Here is a 17906-nt window from a genome sequence, read left to right on the forward strand (position 1 = left end):
CACCGCCATCCACCGCGGACAGGGACCGTTGGTCCCTTCCCGAGGGAACATCGGCCGCCGCGCGAACCCCGGCGACAGCGGATGCTGGCACCGACCGATCCCGGAGGTATCCCGTGTACGACCGTTCCGAGCACCCGCTCGGCCGATTCCCCCGCTGTCGCTCGCGGTGGGAGCCGCGCACGGTCCGGGCCGGTCACCGTCCGGCCGCCCGCATCGTCTGCCCTGACACCAGGGCGGCCGGACACAGCAGCGGCGTTGTGAGGGGGGCGGTGCGGTGAGCGCCGCCGTCCACGCCATCCGCCGCCGGCGCCACGACGCCGCGGAGCGGCCGTTCATCGTCATCTGGGAATCCACCCGGGCCTGCCCGCTGGCCTGCCGCCACTGCCGCGCCGAGGCCGTACCCGACCGCGACCCGCGCGAACTGGACACGGACGCCGCGAAGGATCTGCTGCGTCAGGTGGCCGCGTTCGGGAAGCCCGCCCCGCTGTTCGTGATCACCGGCGGTGACCCTTTTCAGCGCCCCGACCTGAACGAACTCATCGCCTACGGCCGGGAGATCGGCGTCCCGGTTGCCGTGTCCCCGTCCGGGACACCGACGCTCACCGAGGAGCGGCTGCGGGACGTGCACGCCGCGGGCGCCACCGGGCTCTCCCTCAGCCTGGACGGGTCCACCGCCGAACTCCACGACGACTTCCGAGGCGTGCCCGGAGTGTTCCGCTGGACCCTGGACGCCTGGGACACCGCACGCGCCCTCGGTATGAAGGTGCAGATCAACACGACCGTGGCCCGGCACAACCTGCACGACCTCCCGGACATCGTCCGCCTCGTCGCGGACCACGGGGCGATGCTGTGGAGTGCCTTCTTCCTGGTGCCCACCGGCCGGGGCCGCAGCCTCGGCGCGCTGACCGCCGAGGAGGTCGAGGACGTTCTCAACTTCGTCTACGACGTTGGCCTGACCGTCCCCGCCAAGACGACCGAGGCCCACCACTTCCGCCGCGTCGCCCTGCAGCGCCAGATCCTGGCCGCAGCCGGCGACAACCATGTGACGGCGCTCGGGCTCGGGCCGTTGTACCGGCAACTGAGCGAACGAGCGCTGGAGTTGGGCCTGGATGCCGGAGTACGGCGGGTGCGGCGACCGCCGCTGGACGTCAACGCGGGCCGCGGCTTCGTCTTCATTTCGCACACCGGCAGCGTGCATCCCAGCGGCTTCCTGCCGCTGAGTGCGGGAAGCGTCCGCGAGGCCCCGCTGCTGTCGATCTACCGCACCTCACCACTGTTCACCGGTCTGCGGGCCCCCGACATGCTCGGCGGCCGATGCGGGCGCTGCGAGTTCCGCAGGGTCTGCGGCGGCTCGCGCTCCCGCGCCTACGGCGTCACCGGCGACCCGTACGCCGAGGAGCCGTGGTGCGGATACGTCCCCGGCTCCTTCCCGTACCAGCGGGAACTGGCCGCACTGCTGTCCGGCGGCACCGACGCCGAGCCCGGCGCGCGTGAGGGTTCGCCCGCCGCCTCGGGCGGCAAGGAGCACCGTGTACCGCAAGAGCGATGACCCAGCCGCCGGCGACGGTCCCCCACCCAGCAGGTTCAAGGCGTCCGGGCTGCGCGGTCGGCACCTGGCCGCCCACGCCCTGGTCGCCACGTGGGCCGTCCTCGCGCTGCTCGCGGCGAGCGTCCAGCAGACGCTGCCGGTGGCCCGCTGGCTGGCCATCCACCTGTTCCTGCTCGGCGGTGCCACTACCGCGATCGTGGTGTGGAGCGAGCACTTCGCCGTGGCCATGCTGCACGCACCCCGGCCCGACCGACGGTGGAGCAACGCCCGGCTGGCCGGCGTCAACGTCGCGGTCGCCGGCGTGGTGTCCGGCGTGTGGGGCGACCTTCCCGTCCTGATCGGCGCCGGGTGCGCGCTGCTCGTCACCGCGATCACCGCCCACCTGGTGGTGCTGGTTCGCCTGGGCCGGGGCGCGCTCGGCGGGCGGCTCGCCCCGATCGCCGACTACTACCGGGCCGCCGCCGCGGCGCTGGTCATCGGCGCCGTGCTGGGCTGGTTGCTGGCTACCGGCACAGCAGGCCCGCACCACTACGGCGGGCTGAGGCTGGCCCACCTGCACGTCACGGTGCTCGGCTGGATCGGGCTGCCCGTACTGGGCACGCTGTTCATGCTCTGGCCCACCGTGCTGGGCGTACGGATGAAGGACCGCACCACCCGGGTGGCACGGTGGGTGCTGCGGCTCACCGCCGGCGGCCTGCTGGTGGCCGCCGGCGGTCTGGCGTACGGGTGGCGCTGGCCGGCCGCCATGGGCCTGGCCCTGTACGTGCTGGGAGCGGCAGCCGCCGTGAACCTGTTCGTCCGCACCCTGCGCGGCAGCCGTCCCGTCTCCACGGGTGCGGCCTGCATGCTGGCGGCGGCCACCTGCTGGCTGCTCATCGCGGTGACGGTGGATCTTTCGCTCTTGGTCGCCCGGCCGCTGACGGCGGCGCAGGCCGGGATCGACGCCCTCGTCCCCGTGCTGCTCATCGGCTTCGTCGCGCAGATCCTCGTAGGTGCCCTCACCTATCTGCTGCCCGTCGTCCTCGCCTCCGGTCCGAAGGAGCGTGCCGCGCTGCGGGCGGTGCTGGAGCGGGACTGGACGCTCAGGCTGGTCGTGCTCAACCTCGGCGTCGCCCTGTTCGCCCTTCCGCTGCCCGGCCCCGCCGGCACGGCGGGCATGTTCCTGGCCGCCGCGGCGGGCATCGCCTTCCTCGGCCTGACCGTGGCCGTGCTCGTCCGCAGCGGACGCGTACTCCTGCCGGACGGCGGTTCCCCACAGGACGGCGCGGCACGGCGCCCCGTCCTGTGGGGAACCGCCGCGGGAGCCGTACTGATCGTGCTGGCCGTGCTGGTGGCCGACAGCGGCGGCACCGGCAGCGCCCCGATCGCCACCGGCACGGCCGGCGCGGGCACCGGCACCACCCGTACGGTCGCCGTGACCCTGGCGGACATGCGCATCCGCCCCTCCCGCATCGAGGTCACCGCGGGCACCGACCTGCGGCTGAAGGTCACCAACGCCGACGCCCAGCGCCACGACCTCAAGGTCGACGGCGGCCCCGCCACCCCGATGCTCTCCACCGGGCACAGCCACACCCTCGACGTCGGGCAGGTCACCAAGGACCGCACGGCGTACTGCACCCTGCCGGGTCACCGCGCCGCCGGGATGACCCTGGACATCGTCGTCGACCGGACCTCCGGACAGGAGAGTTCGAGCGGAGCCACGCAGGGGTCCGGGCACAGCGGGCACTCCATGGGCACGAGGGGCGGCCTGGACCTCTCCGCCGGCTTCTCCGCGGGCTGGAAACCGCGCGATGCCGCACTGGCCCCCGCGCCCGGCGGAACCGTCCACCAGGTCGAACTCCACGCCACCCGCACGGAGGTCGAGGTCGCCCCGGGCGTGAAACAGCAGATGTGGACCTTCGGCGGCACCGCCCCCGGCCCCACGCTGCACGGAAAGGTGGGCGACGTCTTCGAGGTCACCCTCGTCAACGACGACCCGTCCATGGGGCACGGCATCGACTTCCACGCCGGCTCCCTCGCCCCCGACTCCTCGATGCGCACCATCCAGCCGGGCCGGCGCCTGGTCTATCGCTTCCGTGCCGAGAAGGCCGGAGCGTGGCTCTACCACTGCAGCACCGCACCGATGCTCCAGCACATGGGCAACGGCATGTACGGCGCCGTGATCATCGACCCGCCCGGCCTGGCGAAGGTGGACCACGAGTACGTGCTGGTCTCCTCCGCGCTCTACCTCGGCAGGCCCGGCAGCACCGCTCAGGTGGCGAAGATGCGTCAGGACACCCCGGACGCCTGGGTGTTCAACGGCATCGCAGCCCAGTACGCCCAGCGGCCCCTGAAGGTGAAGGCCGGTCAGCGGGCCCGCTTCTGGGTGGTCGCCGCGGGCCCCAGCGACGGCATCGCCTTCCACATCGTCGGCACCGTCTTCGACACCGTGTACAAGGAGGGCGCCTACCTGCTCAAGCCCGGTGACCCGGGCGGCTCGCAGGTACTGGACCTGGCGGTGGCGCAGGGCGGCTTCGTCGAGACGACGTTCCCCGCGGCCGGCCACTACTCCTTCGTCGACCACGACATGCGCCACGCCGGGGCCGGGGCGCAGGGCGTGGTGGAGGTGAGCGACTAGTGGGCGGCGTCGGCTGGTGGTCCCTGGTGCGGTTCGTCCATGTGGCCGGAGCCGCCCTGTGGGTCGGCGGGCAACTCGCCCTCACCCTGGTGGTCCTGCCGCTGGCCCGTCACCTCCTCGCCCCCGAGGCCAAGGACCACTTCACCGCCGCGGCCGGCCGCCGCTTCGGACTGCTGACCGGGGCGGTGTTCCTGCCGGCACAACTGGCCACGGGTTGGGCCCTCGCCTGGCACAAGGGCGTCACCTGGGCCTCTCTCACCGAACCCGGTTACGGCCGGACCCTGGCGGCCAAGGTCGCCCTGTTCGCCCTGGTGATGCTCGCCGCGGCCGGCCACGGCATCGCCCACGCCAAGGGCCGCGCCGACCTGGCTCGGGCTCTGGCGGTCGTGTCCCTGGTCGGATCGCTGGGCGTCGTCCTGCTCGCCACCGCCCTGCCCGCCACCTGACCCGCCGGCACGAGGAAGAAGAAGGAGGAGACACCATGCTCACCCGATCCCCGCTCGACGCAGCCACCGTGGAGTCGCTGCTGGAGGCGGCCGTAGCAGCCCCGTCGATCCACAACACGCAGCCCTGGCGCTTCCGCCTGAACCCCGAGAACCAGGTGCTGGAGGTCCGTTCGGCGCCGGAACGAACGCTGCCGCTGGCCGATCCGATGCACCGCGCGCAGTATCTGTCCGTGGGTGCCGCGGTCTTCAACCTCCGCCTCGCCGCCGTCCACCAGGGCTGGCGCCCCGAGGTGAGACTGCTGCCGGACCCGCGCCCCTCCGGCCTGCTGGCCACCGTACGGCTGACAGGTCCACTCGCCGCGGACGACCAGCCCTCCGCCCCTGGCCTCTATGAGGCCATCACACGCCGGCACACCAGCCGGATGCCGTTCACCGGCCGCCCGGTGCCCGAGCCGATCGTGGCGGAGATGACGGCGGCCGCGCACGCCGCGGGAGCCCGGCTGCACCTGCCGGACATCGCCGGAACACGCCGGTTGCTGCGCCTGACCGCCACAGCCGAAGCCCGCAACCACGCTCACGCGGGCCGCACCGCCGAAACCCGCGGCTGGATCAGCGCCCCAGGCGCAAAGGCCCCCTACGGCATACCGGTCACCGCCCTCGGCCCGCCCGACGCGGCCGGACGGATGCCGATGCGGGACTTCACCGGCGCGCTGCCCGCCCTCCGCCTGCCTGCCCTGTGGTTCGAACGCCACGTCCAACTCGCCCTGCTGTGGACAGGCCACGACCGACGGGAGGACTGGCTGCGGGCGGGCCAGGCCCTGCAGTACGTCCTGCTCACGGCGACCGCCCGAGGGCTGCGCACGTCGCTCCTGCACCAGGCCATGGAATGGCCCGATCTGCGCACGGCGATGGCCCTGCCACGCCACAAGCGGTGCCATCCACAGGTGCTGATCCGCTTCGGCTACGGCCCGGACGGCGCCGGCACGCCGCGAGCGACCGGACACACCACCGCTCGCCGCACAACGACCGCGACTGACACCGAAACGCCCTGAGTCCGGGTCCGGCGTGCCCGCGGGGATGTTCCGGTCTTCGACGGCCTGCTCGGTGAGCTCGATCCAGGACCGCGGTCAGTCGGCTCAGTATGGAGCGATCCGGGGCACGCAAGTCCTATGAGGGAGTACGCGCCATGACCAACGCCACACCTGGCCGGATCGCAGATCGCCCATGCGGTACGGACCGTGGCGATCGTCGCTGCGCTCGGCTGTCTCGGCGAGGCGATCCTGGACCATCCGCTTGCCGACCTGCTCGGCCACTCCAGGGATGGCATTCCGTGACCTGTGTCGGCCGCGCCATGCAAAAGCCACCCCTTGGCGGGGTGGCCGAACGGGTCGTGGCTGTACGTGCCCCCAACGGGATTCGAACCCGTGCTACCGCCTTGAAAGGGCGGCGTCCTAGGCCGCTAGACGATGAGGGCTATCGGCCCGCCTGGGCGCTTCTCAGCGCGTCGGGGACGTGAGAAGCATATGGGATGCGGGGAGCTATCGCCAAAACGGTTTACGGGGCGGAGGGAGACGGCGATGACGGGGTGGACGGGGAAGGGCTGGAGGTCGAGGGGGGCGCTCCCGGCTGGTTCTCCTTCGGGAGGTGCCGGGTGACCTCGGCCGTCGTCTCGCCCAGGCCGCCGAGCTTGATCGAGTCCCAGGCCTGGAGGCGCCGGGTGTCGCGGTCGAAGTAGAGGATCGAGGCCTCGACGGGGGCCGGGTACTTGTGCTCCAGGGCCCGTAGGCCGCTGCCGCCGGTGGAGCCCTCCATGCGCAGCCGGGTGCCCCGCGGAAGGATCTCGTCGCCCTCGTGGTGGAGGTGACCGCAGAGGATCAGCGGCACCTCGCCGTCGACCTGACGGGCCGCGGACGGCTCGTGGACCATGGCCACGTCGACGGGGGTGCCGGCCGCCGTCTGGTCCCTCAGCGCCGAGGCGAGGCGGTCGCCCGCCAGCTCCTCGGACTGGTCGGCGCCCAGCACCTTCGAGCGGTCGGGGGTGAACTGCGGGTCGCCGATGCCGGCGAAGCGCAGTCCGGCGACGGTCTCGGCGCGGCCGTCGTCGAGGACGTGGACGTTCTTCATGCGCTGGAGGTAGCGCTGGGTGACCGGCGAGTCGTGGTTGCCGCGGACCCAGACGTACGGCGCCCCCAGATCCGCGATCGGGTCGAGGAAGCCGTTCTCGGCCGCCGTGCCGTGGTCCATGGTGTCGCCGGTGTCGACGATGACGTTGACCTTGTACTGATGCACCAGCGAGGCGATGATCTTCCAGCTCGCGGGGTTGAGGTGGATGTCGGAGACGTGCAGGACGCGGATGGTGGTCGGGTCCGGCTGGTAGGCGGGGAGCGTGGACGTGACGTCGTAGAGCTTGGTCACGTTGGTCACCAGGCGGGCCAACTCCTGCTGGTAGACGTTGAATTCGGTGACGATGTTGCGGGCGTTGCCGACCAGGGAGGGGGCCGAGGAGAGCAGGCCCGAGTACTTCGGCTCCAGCACGGAGTTGGGGTTCCAGGTGGCGTACGCCGATGCTCCGGAGGCCATCAGGAGGGCGAGGGCGGTGCCGCCGGCGGCGAGGGCGTGCCGGGGCCGGCGATAGACCGCCAGCCCCAGGGCGGTGGCGCCCGCCACCACCGCCACACAGGAGCGCAGGGCGAGGTCGAGGGTGCCGTGCTCGACGTCGCGGGCGACCTCCTCCTGGAGGCCGGAGATGCGCTCGGGGTGGTCGACGAGGGCCTGTGAGCGGACGGGGTCGAGCTGGTCGACGTTGACGTCGAGCCGGACCGGCGCCTGGTGGGTGTCGAACTGGAGCGCGCCGAGCGGGGAGATATTGATCTTCGTGCCGCCGGAGAGGGACGGCCGCAGCGTCATCGTCGTGTTCATGGGCCCGACGGGCACCCGCACATTGCCGACGATCAGCAGCCCGAGCCACGCCCCGAGCAGCACCACGGTGACCAGACCGAGGGCCCGGACCCATGGGTGCGGATGGTGCACCAACTCCAGGGTCGGCTGCTGACGCCGGGCACGGTAGTACCGGGTCAGCGCACGCGGGGACCTGCGTATGCGGTTCACGAAGGCGGCGGTAACAGCGGGGACGCGGACCATTGGTCCCGTATGCCCAAGTCCGGGCGCGGATATGCGGGAGAGCCCATGACTCTCCCGCGAGCGTCCGGTGGCCGACAATGGGCCTGTGCTGGAGATGACGCGTGAGGAGTTCGAGGAGCTGGTCGCCGAGGCTCTGGACCGGATTCCGCCGGAGCTGACGCGGCTGATGGACAATGTCGCGGTGTTCGTCGAGGACGAACCGTCCGCGGACGATCCCGAGCTGCTCGGGCTCTACGAGGGGACTCCGCTGACGGATCGCGGGGAGTGGTACGCGGGGGTGCTGCCGGATCGGATCACGATCTATCGGATGCCGACGCTGCGGATGTGCGAGAGCAGGGCGGACGTGGTCGCGGAGACCGAGGTGACGGTGGTGCACGAGATCGCCCACCACTTCGGGATCGACGACGCGCGGCTGCACGCCCTCGGGTACGGATAGCGGCCGCGCGTGTCCTCTTGTGGGCGGCGGGAGTTGGGCATGTTGACGTCTCCCTCCGCCTGAGAGGTGGCCACCGTGCGCCCCTTGTACGTGCCCGTCCGTCTGGCCGCCACGGTCATGGCCGTCGCCGCGGCCGCCGGCTGTATGAGCGTGGGGGAGGACGGTGGCGGTGGTGCGAAGCCGTCGCACTCGGCGGGGCAGCACGGGGACGCGGCGGCCGACGGCGGGACCGCGGTGTCCGGGGGCGGTTCCGGGCCGGGGGCGGCCGGCGCCGACGGCAGGCACGGGGGGAAGAAGGGCAAGGGAGAGGCCGGCGGCGAGTCGGCGTCTCCGTCCGCCTCCCCGTCGGCCGGAGCGAGTGCGTCCGCTCCGGCGAAGGGCGGCTCGGGGCAGACGCAGCAGCCGGGCGCTCCCACGCCGACGAAGGCGACGCCGACCCCGCCGCACACGGACGCTCCGCCGACGCCGAGTGAGCAGCCGACCTCGTCCGCGCCGGAGCCGCCGCCCTCGGCCGAGCCGTCGTCCTCGGCGCACCAGGACACGGGAGCGCAGCTGGTGGAACGGGAGCCGGCACCGGCGGCGGGGGCTCCGGCATAGCGGTGCGGGACGTCGGAGTGTGATCTCGCCTACGTCCTTGGGGTTCGGTTTGCCTTCGGGGGTGGTGGGTGCGTATGGTGGTAGATCGTTTGATCCCATTTGCCCGGCGCCACTGCAGAGCGCGCCGTGTGGCGCGTACTCTCCCTTGCCGTGGCGGACCGCATAGAGGCGGTCGTAAGCGAATCACGGAGTTGACGGGCGCGTGCCGACGAGACTCCGGAAGGTTTCGCTTACGCATGTCCATTTCCAGTACTGATCACGTCGTCGTGCCCGAGAACGAAGGCACTGAGGGCGCGGTCGACGCTCCCGAGGTCACCTTCGCGGAGCTCGGTCTCCCCGAGGGCGTCGTACGCAAGCTCGCCCAGAACGGCGTGACCACCCCCTTCCCGATCCAGGCCGCGACCATCCCGGACGCCCTGGCCGGCAAGGACATCCTCGGCCGCGGCCGCACCGGCTCCGGCAAGACCCTCTCCTTCGGTCTGCCCACCCTGGCCACGCTGGCCGGCGGGCACACCCAGAAGCACAAGCCGCGCGCCGTCATCCTCACCCCGACCCGTGAGCTCGCCATGCAGGTGGCGGACGCCCTGCAGCCCTACGGCGACGTCCTCGGCCTCAAGATGAAGGTCGTCTGCGGCGGTACGTCCATGGGCAACCAGATCTACGCCCTCGAGCGCGGGGTCGACGTCCTCGTCGCCACCCCCGGCCGCCTCCGCGACATCATCAACCGCGGTGCCTGCTCCCTCGAGGACGTGAAGATCACCGTTCTCGACGAGGCCGACCAGATGTCGGACCTGGGCTTCCTGCCCGAGGTCACCGAGCTGCTCGACCAGGTCCCGGCCGGCGGTCAGCGCATGCTCTTCTCCGCGACCATGGAGAACGAGATCAAGACCCTGGTCGACCGTTACCTGACCAACCCGGCCACCCACGAGGTGGACGCGGCCCAGGGCGCGGTGACGACCATGTCGCACCACATCCTGATCGTGAAGCCCAAGGACAAGGCGCCGGTCACCGCGGCCATCGCCTCCCGCAAGGGCCGCACCATCATCTTCGTCCGCACCCAGCTGGGCGCCGACCGCGTCGCCGAGCAGCTGCGCGACGCCGGGGTGAAGGCCGACGCGCTGCACGGCGGCATGACCCAGGGCGCCCGCACCCGCACCCTGGCCGACTTCAAGGACGGGTACGTCAACTGCCTGGTGGCGACGGACGTCGCGGCCCGCGGCATCCACGTCGACGGCATCGACCTCGTCCTGAACGTCGACCCCGCCGGCGACCACAAGGACTACCTGCACCGCGCCGGCCGTACCGCTCGCGCGGGCCGCACCGGCACGGTCGTCTCCCTCTCCCTGCCGCACCAGCGCCGCCAGATCTTCCGGCTGATGGAGGACGCGGGCGTCGACGCCGGCCGTCACATCATCAACTCCGGTACGGCCTTCGAGCCCGAGGTGGCCGAGATCACCGGCGCCCGTTCGATGACCGAGGTCCAGTCCGAGTCCGCGGCCAACGCGGCTCAGCAGGCCGAGCGTGAGGTCGCGCACCTCGCCAAGCAGCTGGAGCGGGCGCAGCGGCGCGCGACCGAGCTGCGTGAGGAGGCCGACCGTCTGGTCGCCCGCGTCGCCCGCGAGCGCGGCGAGGACCCCGAGGCGGCGGTGGCCGAGGCACAGGCCGCGGTGGCCGAGGCCGCTGTCGAGGCGGTCGAGGTGTCCGTGCCCGAGCAGTCGGTGGCGCAGTCCGCGGATCAGGCCGACAAGGCCGAGGCCCCGGCGTCGTACGAGCGTCGTGAGCGTCGGGACAACGACCGTGGCGGGTTCCGTCGCGACGAGCGTCGTGACGACCGCGGTGGCCGTTCCTTCAACCGGGACCGTGACGACCGTGGTGGGCGTTCCTTCGAGCGCCGGGACAACGACCGTGGCGGGTTCCGTCGCGACGAGCGTCGTGACGACCGCGGTGGCCGTTCCTTCAACCGGGACCGTGACGACCGTGGTGGGCGTTCCTTCGAGCGTCGGGACAACGACCGTGGCGGGTTCCGCCGCGACGACCGTCCGGCCGGCCGTTCCTTCGAGCGCCGTGACGACCGGGGTGGCTTCAACCGGGACCGTGACGACCGTGGTGGGCGTTCCTTCGAGCGCCGGGACAACGACCGTGGCGGGTTCCGTCGGGACGAGCGTCGTGACGACCGTCCGGCCGGCCGTTCCTTCGAGCGTCGTGACGAGCGTGGCGGTCACCGTGGCAGCGACCGTCCCTTCAACCGCGACCGCCGCGACGACCGTCCGGGCTTCCGCTCCGGCGGCCACGAGCGTCCGTACGGCCGCCGTGACGACCACCGTGGCACCGGCACCGGCACTGGCACCGGCGGCTCCTCCTTCGGGCGCCGCGACGACAAGCCGCGCTGGAAGCGCAACGGCTGACGCCGAGTGAGCTGAGCGATTCAGCCGAGCGGAGGGCCCGTACGACTTCTGTCGTACGGGCCCTCCGGCGTTCCGCGACCGCGATAACTCTTGGCCAAAGCACCTACTGTGTGACGCATGTCACGCCTCCGGGGCGGGAATCGCTCGTGGCATGACAGATGACGCCACAGCGAGCGGGCAATCGGGGATTTCCGAACTCTCCGACGAAGAACGGCTTGCCCAGCTCGGCTACACGCAGGTCCTCGCCCGCCGCATGTCGGCGTTCTCCAACTACGCGGTCTCCTTCACGATCATCTCGGTCCTGTCGGGCTGCCTGACGCTGTATCTGTTCGGCATGAACACGGGCGGCCCGGCGGTGATCACCTGGGGCTGGGTGGCGGTGGGCCTGATGACCTTGTTCGTCGGGTTGTCGATGGCCGAGATCTGTTCGGCGTACCCGACCTCGGCGGGCCTCTACTTCTGGGCCCACCGACTCGCGCCACCTCGCTCGGCCGCCGCCTGGGCGTGGTTCACGGGCTGGTTCAACGTGCTGGGCCAGGTGGCGGTGACGGCGGGCATCGACTTCGGTGCCGCGTCCTTCCTCGGCGCCTACCTGAACCTGCAGTTCGACTTCGAGGTGACACCGGGCCGGACGGTGCTGCTCTTCGCGGCCATCCTGATCCTGCACGGCGTGCTCAACACCTTCGGCGTCCGCATCGTCGCCTTCCTCAACGACGTGAGCGTGTGGTGGCACGTCCTGGGCGTCGGGGTGATCGTCGGCGCCCTGGCCTTCGTACCGGACCACCACCAGTCGGCGTCCTTCGTCTTCGGCAGGTTCGTGAACAACACGGGCTGGGGGAGCGGGGTGTACGTCGTCCTGCTGGGTCTCCTGATGGCCCAGTACACCTTCACCGGCTACGACGCCTCGGCCCATATGACGGAGGAGACGCACGACGCGTCCACCGCGGGCCCGAAGGGCATCGTGCAGTCGATCTGGACGTCGTGGATAGCCGGCTTCGTCCTGCTCCTGGGCTTCACCTTCGCGATCCAGTCCTACGACAAGGAACTCGGGTCCGCGACGGGCGCACCGCCGGCCCAGATCCTGCTGGACGCGCTCGGCGCGACGGCCGGGAAGCTGCTCCTGCTGGTCGTGATCGGGGCGCAGCTGTTCTGCGGGATGGCCTCGGTGACCGCCAACAGCCGCATGATCTACGCCTTCTCCCGCGACGGCGCGCTGCCGTTCTCGCACGTCTGGCACACCGTGAGCCCGCGCACCCGGACCCCCGTGGCGGCCGTGTGGCTGGCGGTGCTCGGGGCGCTTCTGCTGGGCCTGCCGTACCTGATCAATGTCACCGCGTACGCGGCGGTGACGTCGATCGCGGTGATCGGCCTCTACATCGCGTATGTCGTCCCGACGCTGCTGCGGTTGCGCAAGGGGGACGCCTTCGACCGGGGGCCGTGGCATCTGGGCCGGTGGTCGCGGCTGATCGGGATCGTGTCGGTGGCGTGGGTCGGCGTGATCACGGTGCTGTTCATGCTGCCCCAGGTCTCGCCGGTGACGTGGGAGAGCTTCAACTACGCCCCCGTGGCGGTCCTGGTGGTCCTCGGCTTCGCGGCGGCGTGGTGGGGGGCGTCGGCCCGGCACTGGTTCATGAATCCCGACCACGAGCGGACTCGGGCGCGGGAGGCGGCACGGTCCGCGGGGGGTGGGGCGGAAAAGGTCGATCCGTAACACTCCCGGCACCTGCTCGCCGCGCGGCACGGCCGTGTGCCGATACCCGATCGGAGACACGGCCGTCTCCGGCTATGCTCGGGGAGGCAACATCGCCTGGGCCGTTAGCTCAATTGGCAGAGCAGTGGACTTTTAATCCATTGGTTGTGGGTTCGAGTCCCACACGGCCTACCGAAACACCCCCAGCTCAGAGGAGTTTCGAGCTGGGGGTGTGGCATGTTTCCAGGAGGTCCTGGGACCTCTCGGGTGACGGTTCCGGTGGGTGTCAGCGGACGGTCATGAGTCCCCGGCCGTGACGTCCCCCGCGTACACCAGGGCGACCCGGTGGTTGTACTGGATGGTGTACATCGCCTTGGCGCCGGTGACGACCGCGCCGCTGGACGGGAAGAAGTCGTCCGTGAGGGCCGGGGCCCGCGTGGCCACGTAGGCCTGGCCGGTCGGGACGGTGTACATGCTCAGCGGGGCCTGCGTGGAGGGGGACAGGCCCGAGGGGTACTCGGAGGCGTCCGGGTAGCTGGAGCCGTAGACCGCCACCGGGGAGGTGCCGGCCGCCGCGATCACCTTCACGCCGTGGGCCGGCGCGGTGTTGCAGCCGTGCGGGTTGTAGAACCAGACCTTCGAGCCGCTGTACCAGATGGCGGTCCAGTCACCGTCCTGGTCGGCGACCACGAACTGCTGTCCGGCCGCCGCGGTGCTGCCCCAGTCGTTGATCCGGTCGGTGCCGGCCGCGCCGGGGTGGATCGCCTGGTCCCCGAAGAGCGGGGCGGTGTCGCTCGGCGCGGTGCGCAGATAGACGAAGTTCGACGGCTGCTGCGTCTCGGTGCACGCGGTGGTGGCGCCGGTCGGGTCGTCGGCGGGGCAGATCTGGACGGTCTGGAGGTTGGTGGAGAAGCGGGGCGCGATGGTGATCGGCGAGCCGACGGGGGCCACCCCGTGCCGCCCCGTGTGGACCCCGAGCAGGCTCATGAAGTGGTTCCAGTCCCAGGACGGGCCCGGGTCCCAGTGCATGCCGCTGACGAGGTTCGAGCGCGGCCCGGCGACGTTGTCGTGGCCGATGATGTGCTCGCGGTCCAGCGGTATGTCGAACCGGTCGGCGAGGTACTTCACCAGCTCGGCCGTGGCCTCGTACTGGGCCTCGGTGTACCAGGTCGCGCCGTGCGCCGCGTAGCCCTCGTGCTCGATGCCGATCGAGTGCATGTTGGTGGAGTAGTTGCCCGCGTGGAAGGCGAGGTCCTTCGTGGGCACCATCTGCGTCACCGCGCCGTCAGAGGACCGCATGACGTAGTGCGCGGCGGCGCCGCCCGCCTGCTGGAAGGCGGCGATGGCACCGTCGTAGGAGCCCTCGGTGTCATGGATGACGATGGTGTCGATCCGGATGCCGTTGGCGGGCCGGTTGGAGACCTGGCCGTTGGACGGCGACGCCGGGACGAAGGTGCAGTCCACGGTGGCGGGGCACTCGGTGTCCGTGGTCGCCGCCGACTTGAGCTTCAGGGCGGCGAGTTGGGCGGTGGCCGGGCGTACGGCGTCGGCCTTCAGGGCGACGCGCTGGCCGTCGGCCGTGGTGCGGGCGGCGCCCTTCTTCAGGGTGGCGTAGACGCGGTCGGCGAAGGCCGATGCGCCCTGTCGCTGGGTGGACTGGCTGTAACGGGCCACGGCGGCGTACCAGTTGGCGGGATCGGCCGACGTGCTGCCGGTGGCCTTCTTCTGGTACGAGGCGAGCAGCGCCGCGCCGCCGCGGATGTTGGCCGACGGGTCGTTGCGCAGCTGCTCGGCGGACAGGCCGGTCAGCTTCGCCGCCGCCTGGACGGTGTGCAGGGCCGGGGCCGCGGCCATCTGGGCGAGGTCGGCGCGGCCTGCGGCGCCCGCGTCGCCGCCGGCCAGCATGGCGGGGGTGACATCGGTGAGGTGCATCGGCCCGTAGCCGCCGTCGGCGCTGTGCTGCGCGGCGTGCGTGTCCCAGGCGGATTCCTGGTACGCCACGGCCAGCAGCACCTGACGCGGGACGTGGTACGCGTCGGCCGCGGCGGTGAAGGCCTGGTTCAAGGTGGGTGCCGGACGGCCGGCCTGGTCGGTGGCGAGTGCCGTCACCGGCGTGGCTATCGCGCTCGTGACGGCCAGCGCCGCGACCGCGGCCAGCAGGGCCGGACGGCGGCGCCGCGCCGCGAGTCCCTGTCTGGGAATACCTGTGGTCATGAGAGAGTCCCGGACCTAGACGGAGTCAGATGGTTGCGGAGACAGGGTGTGCGGCGGTGCGTTGGTCCGCCGACGTCCCAGAACGGAACGGATGATCCTGCTCCGGGCGGACTATACGTCAACTGACATGAACGAACAGGGATTTGAGAGAGGAGGAATGGGTGAAGACACCCGCGCCCAGGGGGTCGAGGACCGAGGTGACCTGCTGGGAAGTAGGTTGGGCGGATGTCCGTGCCACCGGTGATTCTGCTGCTGTCGGGGAGCCTGCGCGCCGGCTCCACCAACGAGGCCGTGCTGCGCACCGCGCAGGCCGTGGCGCCGTCCGTGGCGCTGCGTGCGGACCGCTACGAAGGTCTGGCGGGGCTTCCGCACTTCAACCCCGATGACGACACCGACCCGTTGCCGGCGCCCGTGGCGGAGCTGCGGGCGGCGATCGACGGGGCGGCCGGCATCCTGGTCTGCACCCCGGAGTACGCCGGGACCCTCCCGGGCTCCTTCAAGAACCTCCTGGACTGGACGGTCGGCGGCACCGAGATCTGCGACAAGCCGACGGCCTGGGTCAATGCGGCGGCGCCGGGCCGCGGCCGGGGCGCGGAGGCCACGCTGCGGACGGTGCTGGGCTACACCGGCGCGGACATCGTGGAGCCGGCCTGTGTGCGGATCCCGGTGGACCGGGGCAGGTCGGTCGGCCCGGACGGCCTCATCGACGATCCGGAGATCCGGCGTCAACTCGGTGAGGTGCTGGCGTTGTTGGCGGGGGCCGGCAAGGGGTGACCAGGTACCCGGGCCGGGCGACCCCGGGGTTCAGCCGGCTTCCCGCACCCGCACCGCGGTGAGCACCCCGTCGCCCACCTCGTGGAGCTGGACCGAGAACTCCGGTGCGGCGGTGAGCAGTTCGCGGAAGTCGGCCACCTGGTCGCGGTGGCTCACCGCGTTGTCGACCGCCAGGACGCCGTACGGCTTCAGCACCCGCCGCAACTGCGGCCAGTACTCCACATAAGCGGGGCGTTCCGCGTCGAGGACGACGAGGTCGACCGAGGTGTCGGGGGTCTTGGCCAGTACGTCGGCTCCGTCGCCCTGGACCACGTCCACATGGCCCTCTACCCCGGCGCGCTCCAGGTTCCGCAACGCCGCGGCGACACGGGCCTCGTCGATCTCCACCGTCGTCAGCCGCCCGCCGGTGTCCCGGACCGCGTCGCCGAACCAGATCGCCGAGTAGCCGTTGGACGTGCCGATCTCCAGCACGGAGGTGCCGCGTCCGACGCGGATCAGCAGGGCGATCAGACGCGCCGCGTCCGGCGTCATGTTGCGCAGCCTCAGCAACCGGTCGGCCAGGGGACCGTCATGCGCCCGTCCTTCCTGGTAGAGGTCGTCCAGAACGCGCGCCAGTTGCGGGTCCATTACGGCTCCTGTCGTGAGGGAAGGCTCCGGGCTTGTTGCTAGCACGGCCGGTAGGGGTTCGTACACGGGGCGTTCGTGTGCTGCCCTGAGGCGCTGATCCTCCGGGTGACCTCTGCCTGACCGGCCCCGATGGTGTAGCCCGCTACACCGCGTCCCCGGCCCCCGTTCGCCTAGCGTGGCCGTATGCGGAAAACGGTCCGGCAGGCGGCTGCCGCCACGGTGCACCTTCTTCTGGCCGCGGCGATGGCCTTCGGGCTGTGGATCTTCATCACGGTGCTGCTCATCACGGCCATCGGGACCGTGGCGGTGGTCGGCGCCTGGATGCTGCCCGAGACGGTGCTGATCATCCGGCGGATCGCCGGGGCCAAGCGGGCGATGACGGCCAGATGGACCGGGCAGCGGATCCCGGAGGCGTACCAGCCGATCAAGGGGACGGTCCGCGAGCGCATCCGCGCGGCGGTGCACGACCCGGGCACCTTCACCGACTTCAGGTGGATGGTCGCCGACTACTTCTACGGCGCCCTCCTCGCCCTCGCCCTGCCGCTGTGGCCGCTGGGCCTGGTCGTCGACGGCGTCTGGTCCGGACTGCTACGCCGTACGCCCCTGGTCCTGCCTCTGATCGTCCGCCTCGCGGACCTGGAGGCCGACTGGTCCACCGCGCTGCTCAAACCGTCCCCGAAGGCCCAACTCGCCGCTCGTGTCGAGGAGTTGGCCGCGACCCGCGCCGACGCCATCGCCGCGCACGGCGCCGAGCTGCGCCGTATCGAACGCGACCTGCACGACGGCGCCCAGGCCAACCTGGTCGCCCTCTCGATGCGGATCGGGCTGGCCAAGCGCGCCTACGACCGCGACCCGGACACCGCCCGCAAGCTGCTGGACGAGGCCCAGGCGCAGGCCGAGAAGGCGCTGACGGAGCTGCGCCATGTCGTACGGGGCATCCACCCGCCGATCCTGACCGACCGGGGGCTCGTGGGGGCGGTGCGCGCGCTGGCGGCCGGGAGCGGGCTGGAGGTGGCCATGGAGGTCGAGCGGCTGGAGGAGGACGGTCTGCGGGCGCCGGCCGCGGTGGAGGCCGCGGCGTACTTCGTGGTGGCGGAGGCGCTGACCAACGCGGCGAAGTACAGCGGGTCGGCGCGGGCCTCGGTGCGGCTGGCGCGGGTGAAGCGCGGGCTGCGGGTGCGGGTGGCCGACGAGGGGTGCGGAGGGGCGGACGAGAACGCCGGGTCGGGACTGCTCGGGATGCGCCGCCGGGTCGCCGCCCTCGACGGGAGCGTGGAGGTGTCGAGTCCGGTCGGGGGGCCGACCGTGATCGACGTGATGCTGCCGTGCGTGTGGTGACGGCGGCGCCCGATACAGACAGACGGGAAGATCGGACGCCGCCGATTCGAACGTAGAACAGCTACGAACAAA

Annotated in this window: 13 protein-coding genes and 2 tRNA genes; 11 read left to right on the forward strand and 4 right to left on the reverse strand. The window is 71.6% G+C overall.

Going from position 1 to position 17906, the window contains the following annotated elements; genetic code table 11:
• Nucleotides 1-274: 274 nt before the first annotated feature.
• The 4 genes from ACWC09_RS37575 to ACWC09_RS37590 are packed head-to-tail and all read left to right on the forward strand — an operon-like array spanning nt 275 to nt 5664.
• Nucleotides 275-1549, forward strand: coding sequence for a TIGR04053 family radical SAM/SPASM domain-containing protein (locus tag ACWC09_RS37575; protein WP_450855520.1), 1275 nt, complete (start codon nt 275-277; stop codon nt 1547-1549).
• The gene (locus ACWC09_RS37580) at nt 1530-4166 is read left to right on the forward strand and encodes a multicopper oxidase domain-containing protein (RefSeq protein WP_450855521.1); all 2637 of its coding nucleotides are present in this window, start codon (nt 1530-1532) and stop codon (nt 4164-4166) included. The genes ACWC09_RS37575 and ACWC09_RS37580 overlap by 20 nt, the downstream gene beginning before the upstream one ends.
• Entirely contained in the window at nt 4166-4612 is a 447-nt protein-coding gene (locus tag ACWC09_RS37585; protein ID WP_450855522.1) for a hypothetical protein, read from the forward strand. The genes ACWC09_RS37580 and ACWC09_RS37585 overlap by 1 nt, the downstream gene beginning before the upstream one ends.
• 35 nt (nt 4613-4647) lie before the next feature.
• A complete protein-coding gene (locus ACWC09_RS37590; RefSeq protein ID WP_450855523.1) occupies nt 4648-5664 on the forward strand; it encodes an Acg family FMN-binding oxidoreductase in 1017 nt (338 codons plus the stop codon).
• A gap of 349 nt (nt 5665-6013) precedes the next feature.
• On the opposite strand, the gene ACWC09_RS37595 is transcribed toward ACWC09_RS37590, so the two are convergent.
• A tRNA-Glu gene (locus ACWC09_RS37595) sits at nt 6014-6086 on the reverse strand.
• 80 nt (nt 6087-6166) lie between these two features.
• Complete coding sequence (locus ACWC09_RS37600; RefSeq protein ID WP_450855524.1) at nt 6167-7753, reverse strand: metallophosphoesterase family protein; 1587 nt, start codon at nt 7751-7753, stop codon at nt 6167-6169.
• Nucleotides 7754-7838: 85 nt separating this feature from the next.
• Here ACWC09_RS37600 and ACWC09_RS37605 point away from each other — a divergent pair, with 85 nt between their 5' ends.
• The 5 genes from ACWC09_RS37605 to ACWC09_RS37625 all read left to right on the forward strand — a co-directional run bounded on the left by ACWC09_RS37605 (nt 7839) and on the right by ACWC09_RS37625 (nt 13073).
• Nucleotides 7839-8189 carry a metallopeptidase family protein gene (locus ACWC09_RS37605; protein ID WP_450855525.1) on the forward strand — a complete coding sequence of 117 codons (351 nt, stop codon included), beginning with the start codon at nt 7839-7841 and terminating at the stop codon, nt 8187-8189.
• 75 nt (nt 8190-8264) lie between these two features.
• Nucleotides 8265-8786 (forward strand): hypothetical protein, encoded by a 522-nt coding sequence (locus ACWC09_RS37610; RefSeq protein ID WP_450855526.1) that lies wholly within the window; start codon nt 8265-8267, stop codon nt 8784-8786.
• Between the two features lie 236 nt (nt 8787-9022).
• Nucleotides 9023-11191, forward strand: a complete 2169-nt coding sequence (locus tag ACWC09_RS37615) for a DEAD/DEAH box helicase (protein WP_450855527.1) — start codon at nt 9023-9025, stop codon at nt 11189-11191.
• Nucleotides 11192-11342: 151 nt separating this feature from the next.
• A complete protein-coding gene (locus ACWC09_RS37620) occupies nt 11343-12902 on the forward strand; it encodes an amino acid permease (RefSeq protein ID WP_450855528.1) in 1560 nt (519 codons plus the stop codon).
• A 98-nt stretch (nt 12903-13000) separates the two neighbouring features.
• A tRNA-Lys gene (locus ACWC09_RS37625) sits at nt 13001-13073 on the forward strand.
• 105 nt (nt 13074-13178) lie between these two features.
• On the opposite strand, the gene ACWC09_RS37630 is transcribed toward ACWC09_RS37625, so the two are convergent.
• A complete protein-coding gene (locus ACWC09_RS37630) occupies nt 13179-15095 on the reverse strand; it encodes an N-acetylmuramoyl-L-alanine amidase (protein WP_450855529.1) in 1917 nt (638 codons plus the stop codon).
• 225 nt (nt 15096-15320) lie between these two features.
• Between ACWC09_RS37630 and ACWC09_RS37635 the strand changes: the two genes are divergently transcribed.
• Nucleotides 15321-15869, forward strand: a complete 549-nt coding sequence (locus ACWC09_RS37635) for an NADPH-dependent FMN reductase (protein WP_450855530.1) — start codon at nt 15321-15323, stop codon at nt 15867-15869.
• 30 nt (nt 15870-15899) lie between these two features.
• Here ACWC09_RS37635 and ACWC09_RS37640 read toward each other — a convergent pair whose 3' ends face one another.
• The gene (locus tag ACWC09_RS37640) at nt 15900-16496 is read right to left on the reverse strand and encodes an O-methyltransferase (RefSeq protein WP_450855531.1); all 597 of its coding nucleotides are present in this window, start codon (nt 16494-16496) and stop codon (nt 15900-15902) included.
• A 183-nt stretch (nt 16497-16679) separates the two neighbouring features.
• On the opposite strand from ACWC09_RS37640, the gene ACWC09_RS37645 reads away from it, so the two are divergent.
• Nucleotides 16680-17834, forward strand: coding sequence for a histidine kinase (locus ACWC09_RS37645; RefSeq protein ID WP_450855532.1), 1155 nt, complete (start codon nt 16680-16682; stop codon nt 17832-17834).
• Nucleotides 17835-17906 lie beyond the last annotated feature (72 nt).

It is taken from the genome of Streptomyces sp. NPDC001617 (genome assembly GCF_053596855.1).